The organism is Shouchella tritolerans (assembly GCF_025770735.1).
In the GTDB taxonomy this organism is placed as follows: Bacteria; Bacillota; Bacilli; order Bacillales; family Bacillaceae_D; genus Shouchella; species Shouchella tritolerans.
The window spans coordinates 280,637-299,226 of the sequence record NZ_JAODPB010000005.1 but is presented as its reverse complement, the minus strand read 5'-3'; the positions used below and the strand labels follow the sequence as shown (position 1 = coordinate 299,226).

At 46.5% G+C, this 18,590-nt stretch carries 19 protein-coding genes; 15 read left to right on the top strand and 4 right to left on the bottom strand.

Annotation, left to right across the window (positions count from 1 at the left end):
• Window positions 1-65: 65 nt before the first annotated feature.
• Both N6H06_RS17640 and N6H06_RS17635 read left to right on the top strand, forming a co-directional pair.
• Entirely contained in the window at window positions 66-818 is a 753-nt protein-coding gene (locus tag N6H06_RS17640; protein WP_062749752.1) for an SDR family oxidoreductase, read from the top strand.
• A 57-nt stretch (window positions 819-875) separates the two neighbouring features.
• The gene (locus tag N6H06_RS17635; protein WP_263707601.1) at window positions 876-1,256 is read left to right on the top strand and encodes a hypothetical protein; all 381 of its coding nucleotides are present in this window, start codon (window positions 876-878) and stop codon (window positions 1,254-1,256) included.
• Between the two features lie 70 nt (window positions 1,257-1,326).
• Here the strand turns inward: N6H06_RS17635 and N6H06_RS17630 are convergent, their stop codons facing one another.
• Entirely contained in the window at window positions 1,327-2,436 is a 1,110-nt protein-coding gene (locus tag N6H06_RS17630) for a M24 family metallopeptidase (protein ID WP_404830359.1), read from the bottom strand.
• Window positions 2,437-2,540: 104 nt separating this feature from the next.
• Between N6H06_RS17630 and N6H06_RS17625 the strand changes: the two genes are divergently transcribed.
• From N6H06_RS17625 to N6H06_RS17615, 3 genes are all read left to right on the top strand, one after another.
• Window positions 2,541-3,227, top strand: a complete 687-nt coding sequence (locus N6H06_RS17625; RefSeq protein ID WP_212954047.1) for a metal-dependent hydrolase — start codon at window positions 2,541-2,543, stop codon at window positions 3,225-3,227.
• Window positions 3,228-3,333: 106 nt separating this feature from the next.
• Entirely contained in the window at window positions 3,334-3,573 is a 240-nt protein-coding gene (locus N6H06_RS17620; RefSeq protein WP_062749749.1) for a hypothetical protein, read from the top strand.
• Between the two features lie 70 nt (window positions 3,574-3,643).
• On the top strand, window positions 3,644-4,951 hold the full coding sequence (locus N6H06_RS17615; protein ID WP_062749748.1) for a DRTGG domain-containing protein: 1,308 nt from the start codon (window positions 3,644-3,646) through the stop codon (window positions 4,949-4,951).
• Window positions 4,952-5,013: 62 nt separating this feature from the next.
• Here the strand turns inward: N6H06_RS17615 and N6H06_RS17610 are convergent, their stop codons facing one another.
• Window positions 5,014-5,298 (bottom strand): YtpI family protein, encoded by a 285-nt coding sequence (locus N6H06_RS17610; RefSeq protein ID WP_062749747.1) that lies wholly within the window; start codon window positions 5,296-5,298, stop codon window positions 5,014-5,016.
• A gap of 98 nt (window positions 5,299-5,396) precedes the next feature.
• Here N6H06_RS17610 and N6H06_RS17605 point away from each other — a divergent pair, with 98 nt between their 5' ends.
• Entirely contained in the window at window positions 5,397-6,326 is a 930-nt protein-coding gene (locus tag N6H06_RS17605; RefSeq protein WP_062749746.1) for a DHH family phosphoesterase, read from the top strand.
• A 53-nt stretch (window positions 6,327-6,379) separates the two neighbouring features.
• Here N6H06_RS17605 and ytrI read toward each other — a convergent pair whose 3' ends face one another.
• Window positions 6,380-6,892: a sporulation membrane protein YtrI gene (gene ytrI / locus N6H06_RS17600; RefSeq protein WP_062749745.1), complete on the bottom strand. Its 513-nt coding sequence runs from the start codon at window positions 6,890-6,892 to the stop codon at window positions 6,380-6,382.
• Window positions 6,892-7,227, bottom strand: coding sequence for a YtrH family sporulation protein (locus tag N6H06_RS17595; protein ID WP_011247568.1), 336 nt, complete (start codon window positions 7,225-7,227; stop codon window positions 6,892-6,894). Before N6H06_RS17595 ends, ytrI begins: the two co-directional genes overlap by 1 nt.
• A gap of 167 nt (window positions 7,228-7,394) precedes the next feature.
• Between N6H06_RS17595 and N6H06_RS17590 the strand changes: the two genes are divergently transcribed.
• From N6H06_RS17590 to N6H06_RS17550, 9 genes are all read left to right on the top strand, one after another.
• The gene (locus N6H06_RS17590; protein WP_212954046.1) at window positions 7,395-10,682 is read left to right on the top strand and encodes a DNA polymerase III subunit alpha; all 3,288 of its coding nucleotides are present in this window, start codon (window positions 7,395-7,397) and stop codon (window positions 10,680-10,682) included.
• Between the two features lie 165 nt (window positions 10,683-10,847).
• Complete coding sequence (locus N6H06_RS17585) at window positions 10,848-12,050, top strand: NAD(P)-dependent malic enzyme (RefSeq protein ID WP_193754519.1); 1,203 nt, start codon at window positions 10,848-10,850, stop codon at window positions 12,048-12,050.
• A gap of 15 nt (window positions 12,051-12,065) precedes the next feature.
• Complete coding sequence (locus N6H06_RS17580) at window positions 12,066-12,731, top strand: FadR/GntR family transcriptional regulator (RefSeq protein WP_062749742.1); 666 nt, start codon at window positions 12,066-12,068, stop codon at window positions 12,729-12,731.
• A 40-nt stretch (window positions 12,732-12,771) separates the two neighbouring features.
• Entirely contained in the window at window positions 12,772-13,614 is an 843-nt protein-coding gene (accD, locus tag N6H06_RS17575) for an acetyl-CoA carboxylase, carboxyltransferase subunit beta (protein WP_062749741.1), read from the top strand.
• 19 nt (window positions 13,615-13,633) lie between these two features.
• Window positions 13,634-14,608 carry an acetyl-CoA carboxylase carboxyl transferase subunit alpha gene (gene accA / locus N6H06_RS17570; protein ID WP_062749740.1) on the top strand — a complete coding sequence of 325 codons (975 nt, stop codon included), beginning with the start codon at window positions 13,634-13,636 and terminating at the stop codon, window positions 14,606-14,608.
• 148 nt (window positions 14,609-14,756) lie between these two features.
• A complete protein-coding gene (gene pfkA, locus N6H06_RS17565; protein WP_062749929.1) occupies window positions 14,757-15,716 on the top strand; it encodes a 6-phosphofructokinase in 960 nt (319 codons plus the stop codon).
• Between the two features lie 27 nt (window positions 15,717-15,743).
• Window positions 15,744-17,498, top strand: coding sequence for a pyruvate kinase (gene pyk / locus N6H06_RS17560; RefSeq protein ID WP_062749739.1), 1,755 nt, complete (start codon window positions 15,744-15,746; stop codon window positions 17,496-17,498).
• A gap of 125 nt (window positions 17,499-17,623) precedes the next feature.
• A complete protein-coding gene (locus N6H06_RS17555; protein ID WP_062749738.1) occupies window positions 17,624-18,019 on the top strand; it encodes an FxsA family protein in 396 nt (131 codons plus the stop codon).
• 85 nt (window positions 18,020-18,104) lie between these two features.
• The gene (locus N6H06_RS17550) at window positions 18,105-18,578 is read left to right on the top strand and encodes a DUF441 domain-containing protein (protein ID WP_011247559.1); all 474 of its coding nucleotides are present in this window, start codon (window positions 18,105-18,107) and stop codon (window positions 18,576-18,578) included.
• Window positions 18,579-18,590: the final 12 nt, after the last annotated feature.

Genomic DNA, 18,590 nt, shown 5'->3' with positions numbered 1-18,590 from the left:
TTTGCGTTTCCAATAGGACTCATGTATCTTTGGGATAAAAGCGTCTAGTCAAGAGGTGAACAGCAATGAGGCATGCATTGATTACGGCCGGGACGAAAGGGTTGGGCTTACAAGTAGTGGAAGGATTGCTGGAAGCGGGATACAGTGCAACGGTTACTTATTTTAGTGACAATGAAAAGGCTGAAACACTCCGACAAAAGTGGGCCCATAAAAAATTGCAGCTTGTCCAAGCGGATGTAACGAAGAAAGAGGACTTGCAAACGGCGGCAGCACAAGCCCTTTCTTTCGCTGGCAGAATCGATTTGTGTATCCATAATGCCGGTCCTTACGTGTTTGAAAAAAAGAAGCTGATGGATTATAGCGAAGCCGAATGGGCATATATGATCGATGGCAACTTGAATTCAGCGTTTTACTTGCTCCAGCAAGTCATCCCCGTCATGCGGAAACAATCTTTTGGACGCATTGTTTTTTACGGTTTTCAAGGCGCCAATAGTGCGCCTGGATGGATTTACCGATCCGCTTATGCGGCCGCTAAAGTCGGACTTGTTTCGCTTATGAAAACGATTTCCATCGAAGAGGCAGGGCATGGCATTACTGCCAATATGGTGTGCCCTGGCAACATTATGGGTGAAATGAAAGAATCGACGATTCAAGAGGCACGGGAGCGAAACGACAGTGATACGCCGATTGGACGCTCTGGGACAGGGGAAGATATTGCCAGAACGGTGTTGTTTTTATGTGAAGATGATGCTGATATGGTAACAGGAACGGTGGTTGAAGTAACTGGTGGAGTCGACGTCATTCACCGTTATCGGTAAATGCATAATCACACATGTTTTTGCCTACCTTAGTAATAAAAAGGTGGGCTCGTCCAAATGAAACACACACTTATGTATACGATGTTGTTTGCTCTAGTTTTGGTGGCGATTTGCCCATTGCCTGTGTCTGCTGTATCGGGGACGGAGCTTATGGAATCTTTTTCACTCCGGGTGACGGTCATTGCAGAAGGAGTCGAACATCAATGGGAATACGATAACCCAAACCATTATGAGTATGAAAAAGGCAATTACGTGATAAAAGGGGAGGAAGCCCAGACCCATGTAGAAGAAATTGTCGATTTGCTCCAAATCAATGAGGAAACGACAGAAGCGGAATACGCTGATCGGCTTTCTGCTAAATTCCCCACGATGGAACGCTTAGAAATTCGTTGGATGAATAGGGACAGCGAGCGTTTTACATGGTTGTGGACAAAGTAAGCAAATAAAAAATGGTAAAGCAAAGTGGCCTTCTCCTCGCTAGGCCACTTTGCGTTCTTGGACAGAACAGTTACAAGCGAACAGGCACAGGGTCCAGCGTTTTCGGGTAGCTTGTCATTACGTCGCACCCAGCGGCTGTAATGACAACATCGTCTTCAATTCGTACACCGCAACGATCTGGTATGTAGATACCAGGTTCCACTGTAAAGGTCATCCGTTCTTTTAAACGGTCATGGTTGTCTTGGTGCATGGAGGGAGACTCATGTACATCAATGCCTAACCCGTGCCCAAGGCGGTGTGGAAAAAACGCGCCATAGCCAGCTTCTGTGATCACATTGCGCGCGGCTTGGTCAACAGTACCAATGATCGCCCCTGGCTTCGCAGCAGCGAGCGCAGCTTCTTGCGCTTTAAGGACGGTACGGTAAATAGCAGCTTCCTGTTCAGAAACGTTTCCGTAGGCAACTGTTCTTGTAATGTCAGAGCAGTAGCCATTTAAAACGACGCCAAGATCAAAAAGGACAAACTCGCCTTCTTGCAATTTGCGGTTGCCAGGCTTTCCATGTGGTGCGCTCGCATGGTCGCCAAAGAGGACGGTTGTCTGGAATGACATTTCCATGATGCCTTGTTTTTTCAAGCCATATTCAATCGCTGCGACGACTTCCATTTCGGTTACGCCTGTTTTCAACGAGGCTACGCCTAGCTCTACCCCTCTATCAGCAAAGGCAGCGGCATCACGCAATGTTTGCAGCTCTGCATTCGTTTTCTGTAAGCGCTGTTCCATTAAAAGTCCTTCACAGTCAGCAAACGAAACCTGTTTATCAAGGGCTTGCAAAGCGCGAATCCGTTCAAAAGAGACAAGGCGTTCTTCAACACATATAAGTGGCAAGCTACGATGGTCGTGCTTGGGGATACGGGCATAAACGTTTTCCCAAACATTTTCATTATCACTGTATGAAAGAATGTCTCCATCGTATCCAGCTTTTCTGACCATGCTTTCTTCCATTTTAGGAACAACAAGAAAATGGCTGTTTTGAAAAACAAAAAAGGCAATGAGGCGTTCATGGGGGTCCGTGCGGTACCCAGTTAAATAAAAAACATTTTCTTTGCTGGTTATAAACGCAAACCAAGCTTGTTTTTCTCCGAGTTGCCTTTGCAATGTTTGCAGCCGTTCCAATTTCAAATGAATCCTCCTCCTTTCTTCAAGTATACGGTAAAATAGTTTTAGTCGAAAGAAATTCGGCTATAAACCAAAAAGAGACAAACATTCGAAAGGAGCGCTTGCGAGTGAAAGTAAGTTACCATGGCCATTCCGTTGTCCAGATTGAAACGGGCGGGAAAACGATCTTAATCGATCCGTTTATTACGGGAAATGAATTGACTGATTTAAATGCAGACCACGTGAAAGCCGATGTCATTTTGTTAACGCATGGCCATAATGATCATGTCGGCGATACTGTCGCGATTGCCAAGCGTACAGGGGCACTGGTGGTCGCTGTAGCAGAATTGGCAACATACATGGGCTTTCAGGGAGTTGAAAATGTTCATCCGATGTCCATTGGCGGAGCCTACCAGTTTGACTTTGGTCGCGTCAAGTTTACACAAGCCTTCCATGGCTCTTCGTTCACAGAGGAAGACAGCCAAAAAATTGTCTATACAGGCATGCCAGGTGGCATTCTCTTCACTGCTGAAGACAAGACCATCTACCATGCCGGCGACACAGCTTTGTTCAGCGACATGAAGCTCATTGGCGAGCGCCATCCTATCGACTTGGCCTTCATTCCAATTGGCGACAACTTTACAATGGGGCCAGAAGATGCAAAAACAGCAACGGAATGGATTGGCGCCAGCTTAACCGTTCCAATCCATTACAACACCTTTCCGCCGATTAAACAGGATCCTCATGCTTTTGTTAGCAGCCTTCAAAACGGCAAAGGGCGTGTCTTGGAAGTTGGCGAAACGATAGAACTGTAAGAGCATGATTTTTTATAATTGACAGTCTGACGCCCACATCACCGATGTGGGCGTTTGTTCTTTTTAAGAGCGAACATGCATAGGCATAGGGAGAAGGGGGGAGCCTATGAAGCAGCGTTTGTTCATTTGTTTGCTTGCAGCAACCGTTTTAGTCGTCTATGCATTTGACTATTTGCCCATACATGAAGAGGGAATCGGGCAAATTTTTGCCTATTCTTGGCTTGCGTTCGCCGCGCTGGTCATTGCTGGAAATGGGGTAGCTTTGCTAGGTGGATACCGGCAAAAAGCGGAGAAAGACAGGCAACAGGAGAACGCCGAACCGGAAAAGCGGCGAGAATTTGGTTAAGAAGTTGCTATGGCGCTGCGTCAAGTCGTATACTAGACAGAGATTGATACGGTGAAAGCGTGGTGCCAAGGTGACGACAAAGCATGAACAAATACTTGAATACATAACACAATTGCAAATAGGGGAAAAAATATCGGTTCGGTCCATTGCCAAAGCTTTAAATGTTAGTGAAGGAACCGCATATCGCGCCATTAAGGAAGCGGAAACGCAAGGGCTTGTTTCGACGATTGAACGGGTTGGCACAATCCGGATCGAGAAAAAGAAAAAAGAAAATATTGAGAAGCTCACTTTCGCAGAGGTCGTTAATATCGTTGATGGACAAGTACTTGGCGGTCGGACAGGCCTTCATAAAACACTGAACCGTTTTGTGATTGGCGCAATGAAAACGGAGGCGATGATGCGCTATGTGACAGCGGGGAACTTGCTCATTGTCGGCAACCGCTACCAAGTGCATAAGATTGCCTTAGAAACAGGGGCTGCAGTCCTCATAACTGGCGGGTTTAGCACGAGCGCCGATGCCGTTCGTCTGGCAGACGAACTTAACCTCCCTATCATTTCTACATCCTATGACACCTTTACAGTTGCAGCGATGATTAACCGTGCCATCTACGACCAATTGATTAAAAAAGAAATCGTCTTAGTAGATGACATTTTAATCCCCTTGCAGGATACGTACTATTTGACAGTGACGAATACGATTGGAAAATGGCAGGAGTTAAACGAGCGGACAGGGCATAGCCGCTACCCAGTTGTCGATGAGGCAATGAGGGTGCAAGGAATGATTACCGCAAAAGATGTATTTGATAAGCCTAAACATTGGCTGATTGAAAAAGTGATGACTGGCGACCCGATTACGGTCAATGAGCGTACTTCCATAGCCGCAGTCGCCCATTTGATGGTCTGGCAAGGCATTGAGTTGCTACCCGTTGTCGACCAACAGCGAAAATTGATTGGCGTCGTTAGCCGTCAAGATGTATTGAAGGCCTTGCAAACAACACAAAGGCAACCTCATGTGGGAGAGACGATCGAAGAAATTGTGACGAGCCGGATGGAAGAAAAACGAAGTGGAAATGAGTTGCTTTTCACTTGTGACATTACCCCGCAAATGACCGACCATGTTGGAACCGTGTCTTACGGTGTTGTCATGACGTTGATGGTTGAGGCGGCAAGGCGAACGATGCGGAAGCACAAGCGTGGGGATTTAGTGCTAGAAAACGTCACGTTGTATTTTTTGAAGCCTGTGCAAATCGATAGCCAAATTTCCATCATGCCATCTATATTGGAAATTGGCCGAAAGCATGGCAAGTTTGATGTCGCCCTTTACCACGAAGGCGAACTTGTTGGCAAAGCTATGCTTACTGCCCAGTTGATTGAATAGCGAAGCTTGCCAGTATGGCAAGCTTCAGACACAAGCGTTTCTATCAGTCTGAGTGATGTTGCCTAATCGAGTTGTGCTGCATAGTGTTTATGAGCGCGAAACCCGTAAATGGCGTTAGCAAGGCCGAATATGAGAAAGACGGCTCCGACAATGAGTTGGACCGCGGTGTAAAAAGAAAAAAAGGCTAAGTTAATGCCAAGGGCAGACATCGTGGCGCCTAGAGCCAAGCGGGCCCGTGATTCGAGAATCCTTTTTTCAAGGGAATCTTGCAAACGAAAGGCACGGACACGGGTGATAACATAAAACATAAATGCGGCAATCGCAATAATGATCAAAATACGGCCCATATAAACCTCCTGTACGACTTACATGAATAAGTAAAGCGATTTCTTTTATTGTATCGCGAAAGGGAAGGTTTGACCAGCCGCACAAATAAGGAGGAACCATGTTTTCGATCATCAGTGAACACATTCAAAAATACGAGACGATTGTTTTACACCGTCATGTGCGGCCTGATCCTGATGCCCTCGGCTCACAGCTTGGGCTAAAGGCCTTAATAAAACAGGCGTTTCCTGAGAAAAAGGTCTATGCTGTCGGTGAAGAGGAACCATCGCTGGCTTTTTTCGGGAAAATGGATACGATTGAAGATGATGTATACAAAGGAGCACTTGTCATTGTCTGTGATACCGCCAATACAGAGCGCATTAGCGACCAACGCTATAAATTAGGGGAAGTCGTTATCAAGTTTGACCATCATCCAAATGAAGAGCCATATGGCGATCTCGTTTATGTTGACACGACGGTCAGTTCCACAAGCGAGTTGGTCATTGCCTTTACAGAAGTAGCGCGGGCATTCAAGCTTACAGAAGAGGCTGCTTTCTTGCTCTATGGCGGCATCGTCGGCGACACAGGCCGCTTCCGCTTTCGCAACACGACCGCCGATACGCTCCGGAGAACAGCAACGCTACTTGAAACAGGGTTTGACAGCAACGAATTTTATCGGAACTTGTACAAGCGTTCATTGAACTTGGTTCGTCTTGAAGGATATGTACTGCAAAATTTTGAGGTAATCAAAGAAAAGGTTGGCGTGATCAAGCTAACGGCGGAACAATTAAACGGATTTGGCGTTACAGCTAATGAGTCTTCCTTGCTTGTCAATTGTTTTGCTGATGTGGAAGGACTAGAAGCTTGGGCATTCTTTGTTGAAGAATCAGAGACAAAGATCCGCTGCCGCCTGCGGTCAAAATCAGTAGCGATAAACGAGATCGCTAAACGGCATGCTGGCGGAGGCCATCCAGTTGCAGCAGGAGCGACTGCCTACTCGTGGGAAGAAACAGAGGAAATTACAGCTGAACTTGTTGAAGCTTGCTCGTGAGAGAGTCAAGGGGCAAAAAACAGGCACGCGCCTGTTTTTGCCGTATAGGCGGTTTATCGGATGCTTTTTTCTTCAATAATTTCAACATTGAGTTCCATTTCCGTCATGGCAAAGAAACTAATCGTTTTCACTCGGTATTCGTTGTTGTTCAGCGTGTATGTTTTATTTTCGACTGCGCTTAGGATCACTTCTTTAATGCTTGCGATTGTTTCGATGTTGGTTCCTTGCAAATGGCGCAGTTCCTTTAAAATTTGCTGTTTTAATTCATACACATTCAATTGGCTAAGGTGGTACTTGTCGCTATTCGTCAAATTGACAGTCACGCTTTGGACAATAAGGTTCTTTAAGTTTTCCTCGTTATGCAAAGTGATGTCGTTAATGAGCTGGTCATTTTTTGCCCGTAATTCATTGATAATAATGCTCTGTTTGCCCATCTCATTATACAAGTGATCATACCGTTCACCGTACTCAGCGAGAAAAAAGCCCCAACCAATCAATGTGCCAATAAGAATACCTGAAAAAAAGCGAAGCCAGCCTCGGTGTTTTCTGTAATTTGGAATAAACATTAGACAGGGTCTCCAACAATCCACCGAAGAAGAATCGTTCCCGATTGGGCGCCGCAAAAAGCAACAAGCAGCATCGCTAGCGTTCGGTAAATGTCTTCATGGACGCCGCTGAACAAGCCCGTTTCAATCTTGGTGATGGCCTCAAAAGAGCCGCCAATTGCTGCGACAATTGCCCATATTTTTAAACTGTTGGAAAGGCTGTAAATTTCAATTAACACCGGTTTGCCGATTAAAAAAGCGCCAATGCCGCCGATTAGCGCTCCGCCAATCATCACGCCGAAGGCAATAAAAAAGTTCATGACTAAATGCGCTAGCATTTCCTTTGTCAAAAGCATAGGTCTGCTCACCTCGTCCAAGAAAGCTTTACTTTCATATATAAGGCCGAGGGCGGGGAATTATGCAGGTCAATTGTGGACAAGTCTAGAAAGTTGCATAGGGCGCCCTTTTCCATTAAAGTCATTTTTACTAAGTATTGAAGCGAAAAATAAGAGGAAGTGGTTTCGTGGATGCCCTCATTACGAATGTTTACAGCCAATACAGCTTACTCCAGTCAACAAACCGGGTGGATGAGCTTGTCCAAGCTGCTAAGGAAGCTGGCTACACAGCGCTTTCCCTCACAGATAGGCATGTACTATATGGGGCTGTGCCTTTTTTTCAAAGCTGTAAGAAAGCTGGAATCAAACCGCTGCTTGGCCTCGAAGTGACTGTCCGACTCGAGGAGAAGACAATACCGGTACGGATGGTTGCCAAAAATGAAGAAGGCTATCGCCAACTTGTGGCCCATAGTACATCGCTTGGCTTTCAAACAAAAGAGGCGGCGATTGAGCTAGAAACATGGAAAGCAAACAGCACGGCTTGTTTTGTTTTTATCCCGAGCGAAGCCTTTGTTGTTGCAAAAGGCAATTGGCTTCGCTTTTGGGAGCAACTAGCTCGCGGGCTTGAAGCGTTTATCGAGCTTGCAGGAGGTGAAAGCGACCACGAGTTTGTACAGTTTGCGAACGCCCACCAAATCCCGTGTGTGGCTGCTCCGCCGATCCGGTTTTTGCGCAAAGAGGATGCACCTGTTTACCAACTTGTGCGTGCGATAGGGGCAGGGACGACGACGACTCACCTTGAATTAGAAGAGGGCTGGCAACGGTGGCATCTGCCGACCGCAAACTCGCTGAAGGAACGCTTCCCTGAAAAAGCGCTTATCCAGGCAAGGGCGCTTGCTGAAAAAGCCGAATCGTATCTACCTGAAGAAAAGCCGCGGATACCTGCTTACGATGGGCTTACGGTAGAGCAAGCAGATAAGCGCTTAGAAACGTTATGCAGGCAAGGCTTGAAAGCGCGCTACAAGACAGGGGCAATAGAGGCGGAAAGACGATTGGAACATGAGCTAGCCATTATTGCAGAACGGGGTTATTCCTCGTATTTTTTAATTGTCGCTGACTTTGTCGGCTATGCCAAACAATCAGGCATTTTAACAGGCCCAGGCAGGGGCTCGTCGGCTAGTTCCATCGTCGCTTATACGTTGTTCATCACGGACGTTGACCCGCTAGCCCATGACTTACTGTTTGAACGCTTTTTAAATCCTGAGCGTGCAAGTTTGCCCGATATCGATGTCGATTTTCCAGACTATCGCCGTGATGAAGTGATTGCGTATGTTAGAGAGCGTTTTGGCCATGATCGAGTTGCCCAAGTGTTAACGTTTGGTACATTTGCAGCACGCGCTGCGATTCGCGACGTCGGAAAGGCACTGTCGATCCGCCATACTTTTGTGGATCGCGTTGCGAAGTCTTTAACCCCTGCTTCTCTCAGCCTTAGCGAAGCACAGAAAAAAGGCGTCTTTCAAGGCCTTGAATCGCCTGAATTGGACGAGTTGCTTTTTTTTGCTAAGCAAATTGAAGGGTTGCCGAGGCACGCATCGACCCATGCTGCTGGGGTAATTATTAGCGACAAGCCACTCAACGATAAAACAGCGTTGCAATTAGGAATCGACGGTCATGCGGTGACGCAAGCGGACATGGACAGTTTGGAGCGTCTAGGACTTGTGAAATTTGACTTTCTCGGGCTGCGCAATTTGACGTTGCTTGAACGGATGCTCAAAGTGATTGAACAAGAAAAGGGTGTCGCGCTAAACTTGCAGCACATTCCACTCAATGATAAGGCCACTTTCCAGCTGCTTCAACAAGGGAAATCAACGGGGATTTTCCAACTTGAGTCGGCAGGCATGAGGCAAGTGCTGAAACAGTTGCAGCCGAGTCGGTTTGAAGACATTGTTGCTACAAGTGCTCTTTATCGGCCAGGACCGATGGCATTTATTCCAGAATACATTCGTGGCAAACACGGGCACACTCAAGCTATTATCCCCCATGAATCACTGCGGCCAATTGTCGAGCCGACATTTGGCGTCCTCGTTTACCAAGAGCAAATTATGCAAGTGGTGCAGGCGACGGCTAATTATAGTTTAGCTGAAGCCGATTTGTTCCGGAGGGCCATTAGCAAAAAGCAACATGATGTCATCGTTAAAGAAAAACAGCAATTTATTCGCCGGGCTGTTGAAAACGGATTTTTGCTAGAAGAGGCAGAGTCTATTTTTTCATTAATTGAGCGTTTTGCCAATTACGGCTTTCCTAAAAGCCACGCAACAGCGTACAGTTTTATTAGCTACTGGCTTGCTTATTTGCGCGTCCATTTTCCAGCTGCCTTTTTTGCTGCGCTCTTTTCCTCTGTTTGGCAAAATCACGAAAAACTGTATTCGTATATAAACGAGGCGAAAAAAGAAGGCATTCGTGTGCTGCCTCCGTCTGTGTGCAAAAGCGGTCTGCTATTTGAACTTGAAAATGGCCAAATTCGCTTTGGGCTTTTGCCCATCGCTGGCGTTAACGTCCAAGCGGTCAATGAAATCATAAGCAAGCGGGGAAAAAACAGCGACAGCAACTTGTTTATGTTTTACGCCCGTGTTGCCTCACCGGCTGTCAACCGGCGGGTACTGGAGGCTCTTATTAAAGCTGGGGCATTGGACGAGTTTGGCCAATCGCGAGCGACGCTGCTCGGCAATTTGGATAAAGCAGAAGCTTTTGCTGAGCAAGTCCGCTCGTTCAAAGCATCTTCAGGGGGGCTGTTTACAATCAAGCCTGCCGTTCCAGCTTACTTGGATGTGACGCCGTCTACGAAAATGGAAGATTTAGAAGGGGAGCGTGAAGTACTTGGCTTTTATTTATCTGGCCACCCAATTGAAAATGAACTGGAGCGGCTAGAACGGTTCGGTCGTATCCCTTTAGTTGAATGTATCCCTTCCAGAAAAGCAGTTCGAATCGCCGGAATGGTCATCGATGTTAAAAAAATAGTGACGAAAAAAGGCGAAGCGATGGCCTTTTTGACACTGAGCGACGAATCGGGCGAATGTAGTTGCGTAGCCTTCCCCCAAGCGTGGAAAGTATACGAAGGGCTGTTCGCCCCCCACGCCCTTGTGTTTTTAGAAGGCGTATTAGAAGAACGGCAAGGAAAAATACAGTTTATTATCCATAAAGCAGCTGACGTTTTGCAACTAAACAAAAACAAGAAAAAACAAACGCTCTATATTCGTCTAACGGCAGACAAAGATCAGCCGACACGTCTGAGCGACTTAAAATATGTGCTAAGCCAAGATGTCGGTTCGACACAAGTGATTCTTTACAGAGAAAAAGAACAGGCTCGAACCCGCCTTGCAGATGAATACAGTGTCGCCCCAACAAGGAAGACGCTTCAGTTATTGAAACAAATGTTTGGAGAAGAGAATATTGTGCTAAAAAGCGAAGAAGAGTAAAGAGAGCCTATTCAAATCAAGATTTTTACGGGAAACCTCTCGCTACCTATTGGCGTATGGACAGGAGTTGTTTATAATAGGGAGCGTAGAATTGAGTGGTCAGACCAGTGAGCAAAACGAAAAGGAGAGAGATACGTGCCAACGACGAGAGAAGAAGCGCTTCACATGCACCGGATAAACCAAGGAAAACTAGAATCAAAAGCGAAAGTCCCAGTTAAGGATGCCCGAGACTTAAGCTTAGCCTATTCCCCAGGTGTAGCCGAACCGTGCAAAGAAATTTTTGAAGATGTTGAAACGGTGTATGAGTACACGATGAAAGGGAATATGGTTGCCGTTGTCAGCAATGGCACAGCCGTGCTCGGTCTCGGCAACATTGGACCAGAAGCTTCCCTCCCTGTTATGGAAGGGAAAGCTGTCTTATTTAAGTCGTTTGCGGGTGTAGATGCTTTTCCGATTTGCCTCCGTTCGAACGATGTCGATGAAATTGTCAATACGGTGAAGTTGCTTGAGCCGACGTTTGGCGGTGTCAACTTAGAAGATATTGCGGCGCCAGACTGCTTTGTGATTGAGGAGCGGTTAAAAAAGGAGACAAATATTCCGATTTTCCATGATGACCAGCATGGGACAGCGATTGTTACTCTTGCAGGCTTGATCAACGCTCTTAAAATCAGCGGCAAAAAACTGTCTGAAATCAAAGTAGTCGCCAATGGTGCAGGAGCTGCTGGGATCGCCATCATTAAATTAATGCTCCGTATGGGCGTGCGCAACATTATTATGTGCGATACAAAAGGCGCTATCTATGAAGGCCGCCCGTACGGGATGAATGCAGTCAAAGAAACGGTCGCAAAACGGACAAACATGAATAAAGAAGAAGGCAAGCTTGAAGATGTCATTAAAGGGGCCGACGTATTTATTGGTGTATCTGTTGAAGGGGCAGTCACAAAAGAAATGGTTGAAAGCATGAATGACAACCCGATTATCTTTGCCATGGCTAACCCTATTCCAGAAATTATGCCAGAAGATGCAAAGTCAGCGGGCGCTTCTGTTATCGGTACAGGCCGTTCTGATTTCCCGAACCAAGTGAATAATGTTTTAGCTTTTCCAGGGATTTTCCGCGGAGCGCTAGATGCCCGTGCTACCCATATTAACGAAGAGATGAAAGTGGCAGCTGTTTATGCAATTGCCAATTTAGTTTCTGAAGAAGAGTTGTCTGTTGATTATGTAATCCCAGCGCCATTTGACTCTCGCGTTGCCCCAGCAGTAGCGGCGGCAGTGGCTAAAAAAGCGATGGAGACGGGAGTTGCCCGCGTAAAAGTAGACCCGGAAGAAGTAGCGGAAAAAACACGGAAATTAGCGATTATTGATTGATTGGGCGAGTGAAAAATGGCAGCTGACCAGCCAAAAAGGTATATAGAGATCATTCGGGCCGTAAGTGAAATGATTCAAAACGATGGCTTAAAAAGTGGCGATAAGCTTCCTTCTGAACGGGAACTCAGCGACCGGCTTGATGTCGGTCGCTCCTCTATTCGCGAGGCTTTACGCGGCCTTGAGCTCCTCGATCTTATTGAGACGAGAAGAGGCGAAGGCACGTTTATGAAGGCGACGTCAAGCTATAAATTGGTCGACCTCTTGTTGTCTTTTGTCCTAAAAGACGAGCAGGCAAGGAAGGATTTGACTGAGACAAGGCGAATTATAGAGTTGGAAGCGTTAAAACTCGCTTGTGAGCGAATAACAGACGAGCAAATCAGGAAGCTCGACACGTTGATTTTACGTTCCAAAAAAGAGTGGAACCAAGGAGACTTTCCTGTAGAAGAAGACTATCGTTTTCATAAAACGATTGTAAAATCATGCCAAAACGTCCTGCTGTTCCACATTTGGAAATCCCTTGTTGCTTTTAATAAAGAAGCGATCAAGGAATCCCTTGAACGGAGCGGCCGTCCTCCTGTATCGATAAAAGAACACGAGCAAATTGTGGAGGCATTAAAGAAGCGTGATAGTGACCAGGCGCTAAAGGCGATGCGTCTTCATTTACAAAATAGCCGATTTTAAGCAAGGAGCCGGCTTTAGCATCAAGTTAGGAGCGAATATCATGTTAAAAGATATGTTCTCAAAGAAAAAAAGGTACGCGACGATTCCCTCTGAACGGGCTAAGCAGGAAGTGCCAGAAGGCATTATGACCAAATGCCCTTCGTGCCGCACGATTATGTATACAAAAGACTTAAAAAAGAACTTGAGTGTTTGCCGGACTTGCGGGCATCACCATCGCATGAGTGCGAGAGAGCGAATTGGCTCCATCATTGACGATGGCACGTTTAAAGAAACATTCGCCTCTGTCAAAGGAGGCAACCCACTCCAGTTTCCAGGTTATGAGGAGAAGCTCGAGAGCGACCGTAAAAAAACCGGTTTGAATGAAGCGGTGGTCACTGGTGAAGGAAAGGTAAATGGATATCCAGTTGTCATTGCAGTAATGGACCCCAATTTTCGGATGGCGAGCATGGGCTCAGCGGTCGGGGAAAAGCTAACGAGGGCAATTGAATTGGCCACTGAAACAAACGTTCCGTTGCTTATTTTTGCTGCTTCAGGGGGAGCACGTATGCAAGAAGGCATGCTCAGTCTCATGCAAATGGCCAAAACGAGCGCCGCCCTTGAGCGGTTAAACCGAGCAGGGGGTCTTTATATTTCGATTATGACCAACCCGACGACGGGTGGCGTATCTGCTAGTTTCGCTTCTCTTGGCGATTACAATTTTGCCGAACCGAAAGCACTGATTGGCTTCGCTGGGCGGCGCATTATTGAACAGACCATTCGTCAGGAACTTCCTGAAGACTTTCAGACAGCAGAATTTCTCTTGGAGCATGGCCAGCTTGATCGTGTCATTCCAAGGCTAGAAATGAAAGAAACGCTGACTAAGCTGTTGGCGATGCATCAGTAACAAAGGGAGGATATAACCATTGTCTTCGGAACAAGAATTTGAAAAACCGGTCATTGAGCTTAGGCAAAAAATTGCCGACCTCCGTGCATTTGCAATGGAGCGGGATTTGGACCTCAGTACAGAAATAAAAAAAATGGAAGCCCGCTTAAGCGAGTTGGAAGAAGAAGTGTATGCCAATTTGCAGCCGTGGGAACGCGTGCAAATCGCCCGTGACCATGAGCGCCCAACAACGCTCGATTATGTGGACGTTTTATTTGAGGACTTTTTGGAAATGCACGGCGATCGGCTGTTTGGCGACGATAAAGCAATTGTTGGCGGCATTGCCACTTATAAAGGCAAGCCGGTAACCGTCATTGGCCACCAGCGGGGAAAAGATACAAAAGAAAACATTGTCCGCTATTTTGGCTCTCCACACCCAGAAGGGTACCGCAAAGCGCTGCGCTTAATGAAACAAGCGGAAAAATTCAAACGCCCGATTATTTGCTTCATCGATACGAAAGGTGCCTATCCTGGAAAAGCGGCGGAAGAGCGCGGCCAAAGCGAAGCAATTGCCCGCAATTTATTGGAAATGGCCGGATTGAAAGTGCCGACAATTAGCATTGTCATTGGCGAAGGCGGCAGTGGTGGTGCTCTAGCCCTCGGTGTAGCCGATGAAATTCACATGCTGGAAAATGCGACATACTCAGTCATTTCTCCTGAAGGGGCTGCTGCCATTCTTTGGAAAGATGCAGGAAAGGCTAAAAAGGCAGCGGAGTCGATGCGCATTACCGCTCCTGACTTATATGAGCTAGGCATTATTGATTCGATTATTCCTGAACCTCGAGGCGGTGCCCAGCGTAATTTGCAACTACAAGCAAACGAAATCGACCGTCTTTTAGAAAAAGCATTAACAAGGCTTGCTGAGAAGCCTGTAGACGTTCTTCTCGATGAACGTTATGAAAAGTTTATGAAAATCGGTCAAATCCCTGAGGAAGCGGCAACTACAGGACAATAGGAAGATGGAAGTGCTTTCATTGCTTGAAAGCACTTTTATTGTGGAACGATACTTGTTTTCGACAAATCAAAGTGGTATCTTTACTTGCAGAGACTGCAGAGAAACACAGCTGCTTTGCTTTGATATGAGTGTGTTAGGAGGATTTGCATTGAAACGGATAGGTGTATTAACAAGTGGCGGGGATTCTCCCGGTATGAACGCGGCCATTCGTGCGGTTGTCCGGAAAGCGATTTTTCATGGTTTGGAAGTGTACGGCATTTCCTACGGGTACCAAGGCTTAATTAATGGCGACATTAAAAAAATGGAGCTTGGTTCTGTCGGTGATATCATTCATCGTGGCGGAACAATGCTTTACACAGCTCGATGTGAAGAATTTAAAACGTTAGAAGGCCAACAAAAAGGCATTGAACAGCTGAAGAAATTTGGAATTGAAGGGCTAGTCGTTATTGGGGGAGATGGTTCTTACCGTGGCGCTCAACAATTGACAAAACATGGCTTTCCGACAATCGGCGTTCCCGGGACGATTGACAACGATATTCCAGGCACTGATTTTACAATTGGTTTTGATACAGCATTAAATACAGTGATTGACGCGATTGACAAAATTCGTGATACGGCCACTTCTCATGACCGTACATACGTGATTGAAGTAATGGGCCGCCATGCAGGTGATTTGGCTTTGTGGGCAGGCCTTGCCGATGGCGCAGAAACCATTGTGATTCCTGAGGCTGAGCATAATATGGAGCAGATATTAGCAACGATTAAGCGTGGCCAAGAACGAGGCAAAAAGCACAGCATTATTGTCGTCGCTGAAGGCGTCGGTTCGGGTATGGAGTTCGGCGATCGGATCAGCAAAGAAATGAATATGGAAACGAGAGTAACAGTGCTCGGCCACATTCAGCGCGGAGGATCGCCGACAGGAGCAGACCGGGTCTTGGCGAGCAGACTTGGCGCAAAGGCAGTCGATTTGTTGTTAGAAGGCAAGGCTGGCATGACAGTTGGCATTCAAAAAAATGAACTTGTCTACCACCCAATTGATGAAATTTTAGACCAGCCCCACACGATTGATCAAGAAATGTACAAGCTATCCCAGGAATTATCCATTTAACAGCAGCACATTTATAAGGAGGAACGTATGCGTAAAACAAAAATTGTTTGTACGATTGGACCAGCAAGTGAATCACTTGAAAAACTAACGGCACTCATTGAAGCAGGGATGAATGTAGCCCGTTTGAATTTTTCACACGGGGATTTTGAAGAGCACGGCGCCCGGATTAAAAACATTCGCGAAGCGGCAAAACGGACTGGAAAAACGGTTGCTATTCTACTTGACACAAAAGGGCCAGAAATCCGGACACAAACGGTAGAAGGCGGAGCGATTGAACTTGAGAAAGGGCAAGAGCTCATTGTGTCAATGAATGAAGTCCAAGGGACGAAAGAAAAGATCTCCATTACGTATCCAGGGCTTTGCGAGGATGTAGAAGTCGGAAGTACGATCTTACTCGATGATGGCTTAATTGGGCTTGAGGTAAAGGAAATCCGCGACACTGAGCTGGTTACGATTGTGCGCAACAGTGGCGTACTGAAAAACAAGAAAGGCGTCAACGTCCCAAATGTTAGCGTCAACCTCCCAGGGATGACCGAAAAAGATGCAGCTGACATTGTATTTGGGATTGAGCAAAAAGTCGACTTTATAGCTGCTTCCTTTGTGCGCCGCGCTTCCGATGTTTTAGAAATCCGCGAGCTCCTTGAAAAGCATGGCGCTGCGGATACAGCGATCATCCCAAAAATCGAAAACCAAGAAGGCGTTGACAATATCGACGAAATTCTTGAAGTATCGGATGGCCTTATGGTCGCAAGGGGAGACTTAGGTGTAGAAATTCCAGCAGAGGAAGTACCGCTTGTGCAAAAGCAGCTCATTAAAAAATGCAATGAGTTGGCCAAGCCGGTCATTACTGCCACGCAAATGCTTGATTCCATGCAACGTAACCCGCGTCCTACCCGTGCTGAAGCAAGCGATGTTGCCAACGCCATTTTTGATGGGACAGACGCCATTATGCTTTCTGGGGAAACTGCTGCTGGTGATTACCCTGTAGAATCGGTGCAAACGATGCACAATATTGCCGAACGAACAGAACAAGCCCTCAATTATGAAAACATGCTGCGTCGGAAAAGTAAAGAAGTGAAAACATCGATTACAAGTGCAATTGGCCAGTCCGTTGCATATACTGCTTCAAACTTGAATGCTGCTGCGATCTTAACAGCGACAGAAAGTGGCTATACGGCACGGATGACATCGCGTTTCCGGCCGAAATCGCCAATCTTGGCCGTGACGAGCAATGAGCGTGCCTACCGGAGAATGGCGCTTGTGTGGGGTGTTACGCCAATACTTGGAGAACAAGCGAATACAACAGACGAAATGTTAGACCGTACGGTTGAAGCGGCAGTCGCTACAGGGGTGGTGAAACAAGGCGACCTTGTTATCATTACCGCTGGTGTTCCAGTTGGGGAGTCAGGTACAACGAATTTAATGAAAGTCCATATGCTTGGAGAAGTAGCAGCAAAAGGACAAGGCATCGGACGACGCTCTGCATCGGGAAAAGTCGTTGTTGCCCGTGACGCAAAAGAAGCGATTGAAAAAGTAACGGAAGGTTCTGTGCTTGTAACGAAGTCAACAGATAAAGACATGATCGAAGCGTTCGAAAAAGCTGCTGCTGTCGTTACTGTAGAAGGCGGCCTTACATCCCATGCTGCCGTTGTTGGCTTAAACTTAAGCACGCCTGTTGTCGTTGGTGTCGCCAATGCCCTTGAACGTTTCCAAGACGGCGATGAAGTGACTGTGGATTGCATTAGCGGAAACATTTACAGCGGCCAAGCCCGTGTATTATAATAGAAGAATCAAACTGACTGATAGAAAATGCTTGGCAAACACTGATGTATGCGAGCGTTTGTCTACAGTCTGAAAAGGAGAGGTGAGCCTCTCCTTTTTTACAGTCGGCAAAGGTGGTACGAACAATGAAGAAATCGATTGTCGTCGTTGCGATCGCGATTCCTGTATTGGAACTATTTATCATTACGGCCTTTGTCAATTGGCTAGGCATATGGCAAACGCTGCTTCTTATGTTTGCCACGTCCATATTAGGCTTTGTTTTTGCCAGAAAGCAAGGGATGCAAGTGTACCGTCTTGCTCGTCTGCAAATGCAAAACAGCCAAATCCCAAGCCATGCTTTGCTCGATGGTTTGTGCATTTTGTTTGGTGGCATTTTACTTGTCATGCCAGGTTTTTTAACCGACGTCATTGGTTTATTTTGCCTTATTCCATGGACGCGCGCGATTGTAAAAGCCCTTTTGCTGAAAATCGTTCATAGCAGCATGACAAAAGGGAACTGGACCGTGATCAAACGGCGCTAAGTTTGTCTGAATCTGTGGGATATAGCCGAATTTGCAAAACTGTGTTATGATATGAATTGCCTAGTTTAAGCTGGAGGAGAAATCATTGTTATCTCAGAGTACCTTGTTTTTGCTGCTATTAATGGCTATCGCCCTTATTGCAAAGAACCAATCTTTAATCATCGCTATTTCCGTTTTGTTACTTATAAAATGGACAGGGCTTGGAGATAAAGTGTTTCCTCTCATGCAGGCAAAAGGAATCAACCTTGGCGTCACCATTATTACCATAGCTGTCCTTGTGCCGATTGCTACAGGGGATATTGGGTTCAAACAGCTGGGAGAAGCAACAAAATCATTGTATGCATGGGTTGCGCTTGGCAGCGGCATCGCTGTTGCGCTCGTAGCTGCAAGTGGGATTGACTTGCTGAAAAACGATCCGCATATTACAGCTGCCCTCGTACTTGGCACCATCGTCGCTGTTTCTTTTTTAAACGGCGTTGCGGTCGGCCCTTTAATTGGTGCAGGCATTGCTTATTTGACGATGCGCGCTATCCAATACATCGCCCAACTATGGGGATAAGTGTCACGACCG

Coding starts and splice junctions, on each gene's coding strand:
- N6H06_RS17595 (WP_011247568.1), bottom strand. CDS start 7,227: ATGCTTTTGACAAAGGAAATGCTAGCGCATTTAGTCATGAACTTTTTT.
- accD (WP_062749741.1), top strand. CDS start 12,772: ATGTTAAAAGATATGTTCTCAAAGAAAAAAAGGTACGCGACGATTCCC.
- N6H06_RS17610 (WP_062749747.1), bottom strand. CDS start 5,298: ATGGGCCGTATTTTGATCATTATTGCGATTGCCGCATTTATGTTTTAT.
- pyk (WP_062749739.1), top strand. CDS start 15,744: ATGCGTAAAACAAAAATTGTTTGTACGATTGGACCAGCAAGTGAATCA.
- N6H06_RS17580 (WP_062749742.1), top strand. CDS start 12,066: ATGGCAGCTGACCAGCCAAAAAGGTATATAGAGATCATTCGGGCCGTA.
- N6H06_RS17635 (WP_263707601.1), top strand. CDS start 876: ATGAAACACACACTTATGTATACGATGTTGTTTGCTCTAGTTTTGGTG.
- N6H06_RS17620 (WP_062749749.1), top strand. CDS start 3,334: ATGAAGCAGCGTTTGTTCATTTGTTTGCTTGCAGCAACCGTTTTAGTC.
- ytrI (WP_062749745.1), bottom strand. CDS start 6,892: ATGTTTATTCCAAATTACAGAAAACACCGAGGCTGGCTTCGCTTTTTT.
- N6H06_RS17555 (WP_062749738.1), top strand. CDS start 17,624: ATGAAGAAATCGATTGTCGTCGTTGCGATCGCGATTCCTGTATTGGAA.
- N6H06_RS17640 (WP_062749752.1), top strand. CDS start 66: ATGAGGCATGCATTGATTACGGCCGGGACGAAAGGGTTGGGCTTACAA.
- N6H06_RS17585 (WP_193754519.1), top strand. CDS start 10,848: ATGCACCGGATAAACCAAGGAAAACTAGAATCAAAAGCGAAAGTCCCA.
- N6H06_RS17605 (WP_062749746.1), top strand. CDS start 5,397: ATGTTTTCGATCATCAGTGAACACATTCAAAAATACGAGACGATTGTT.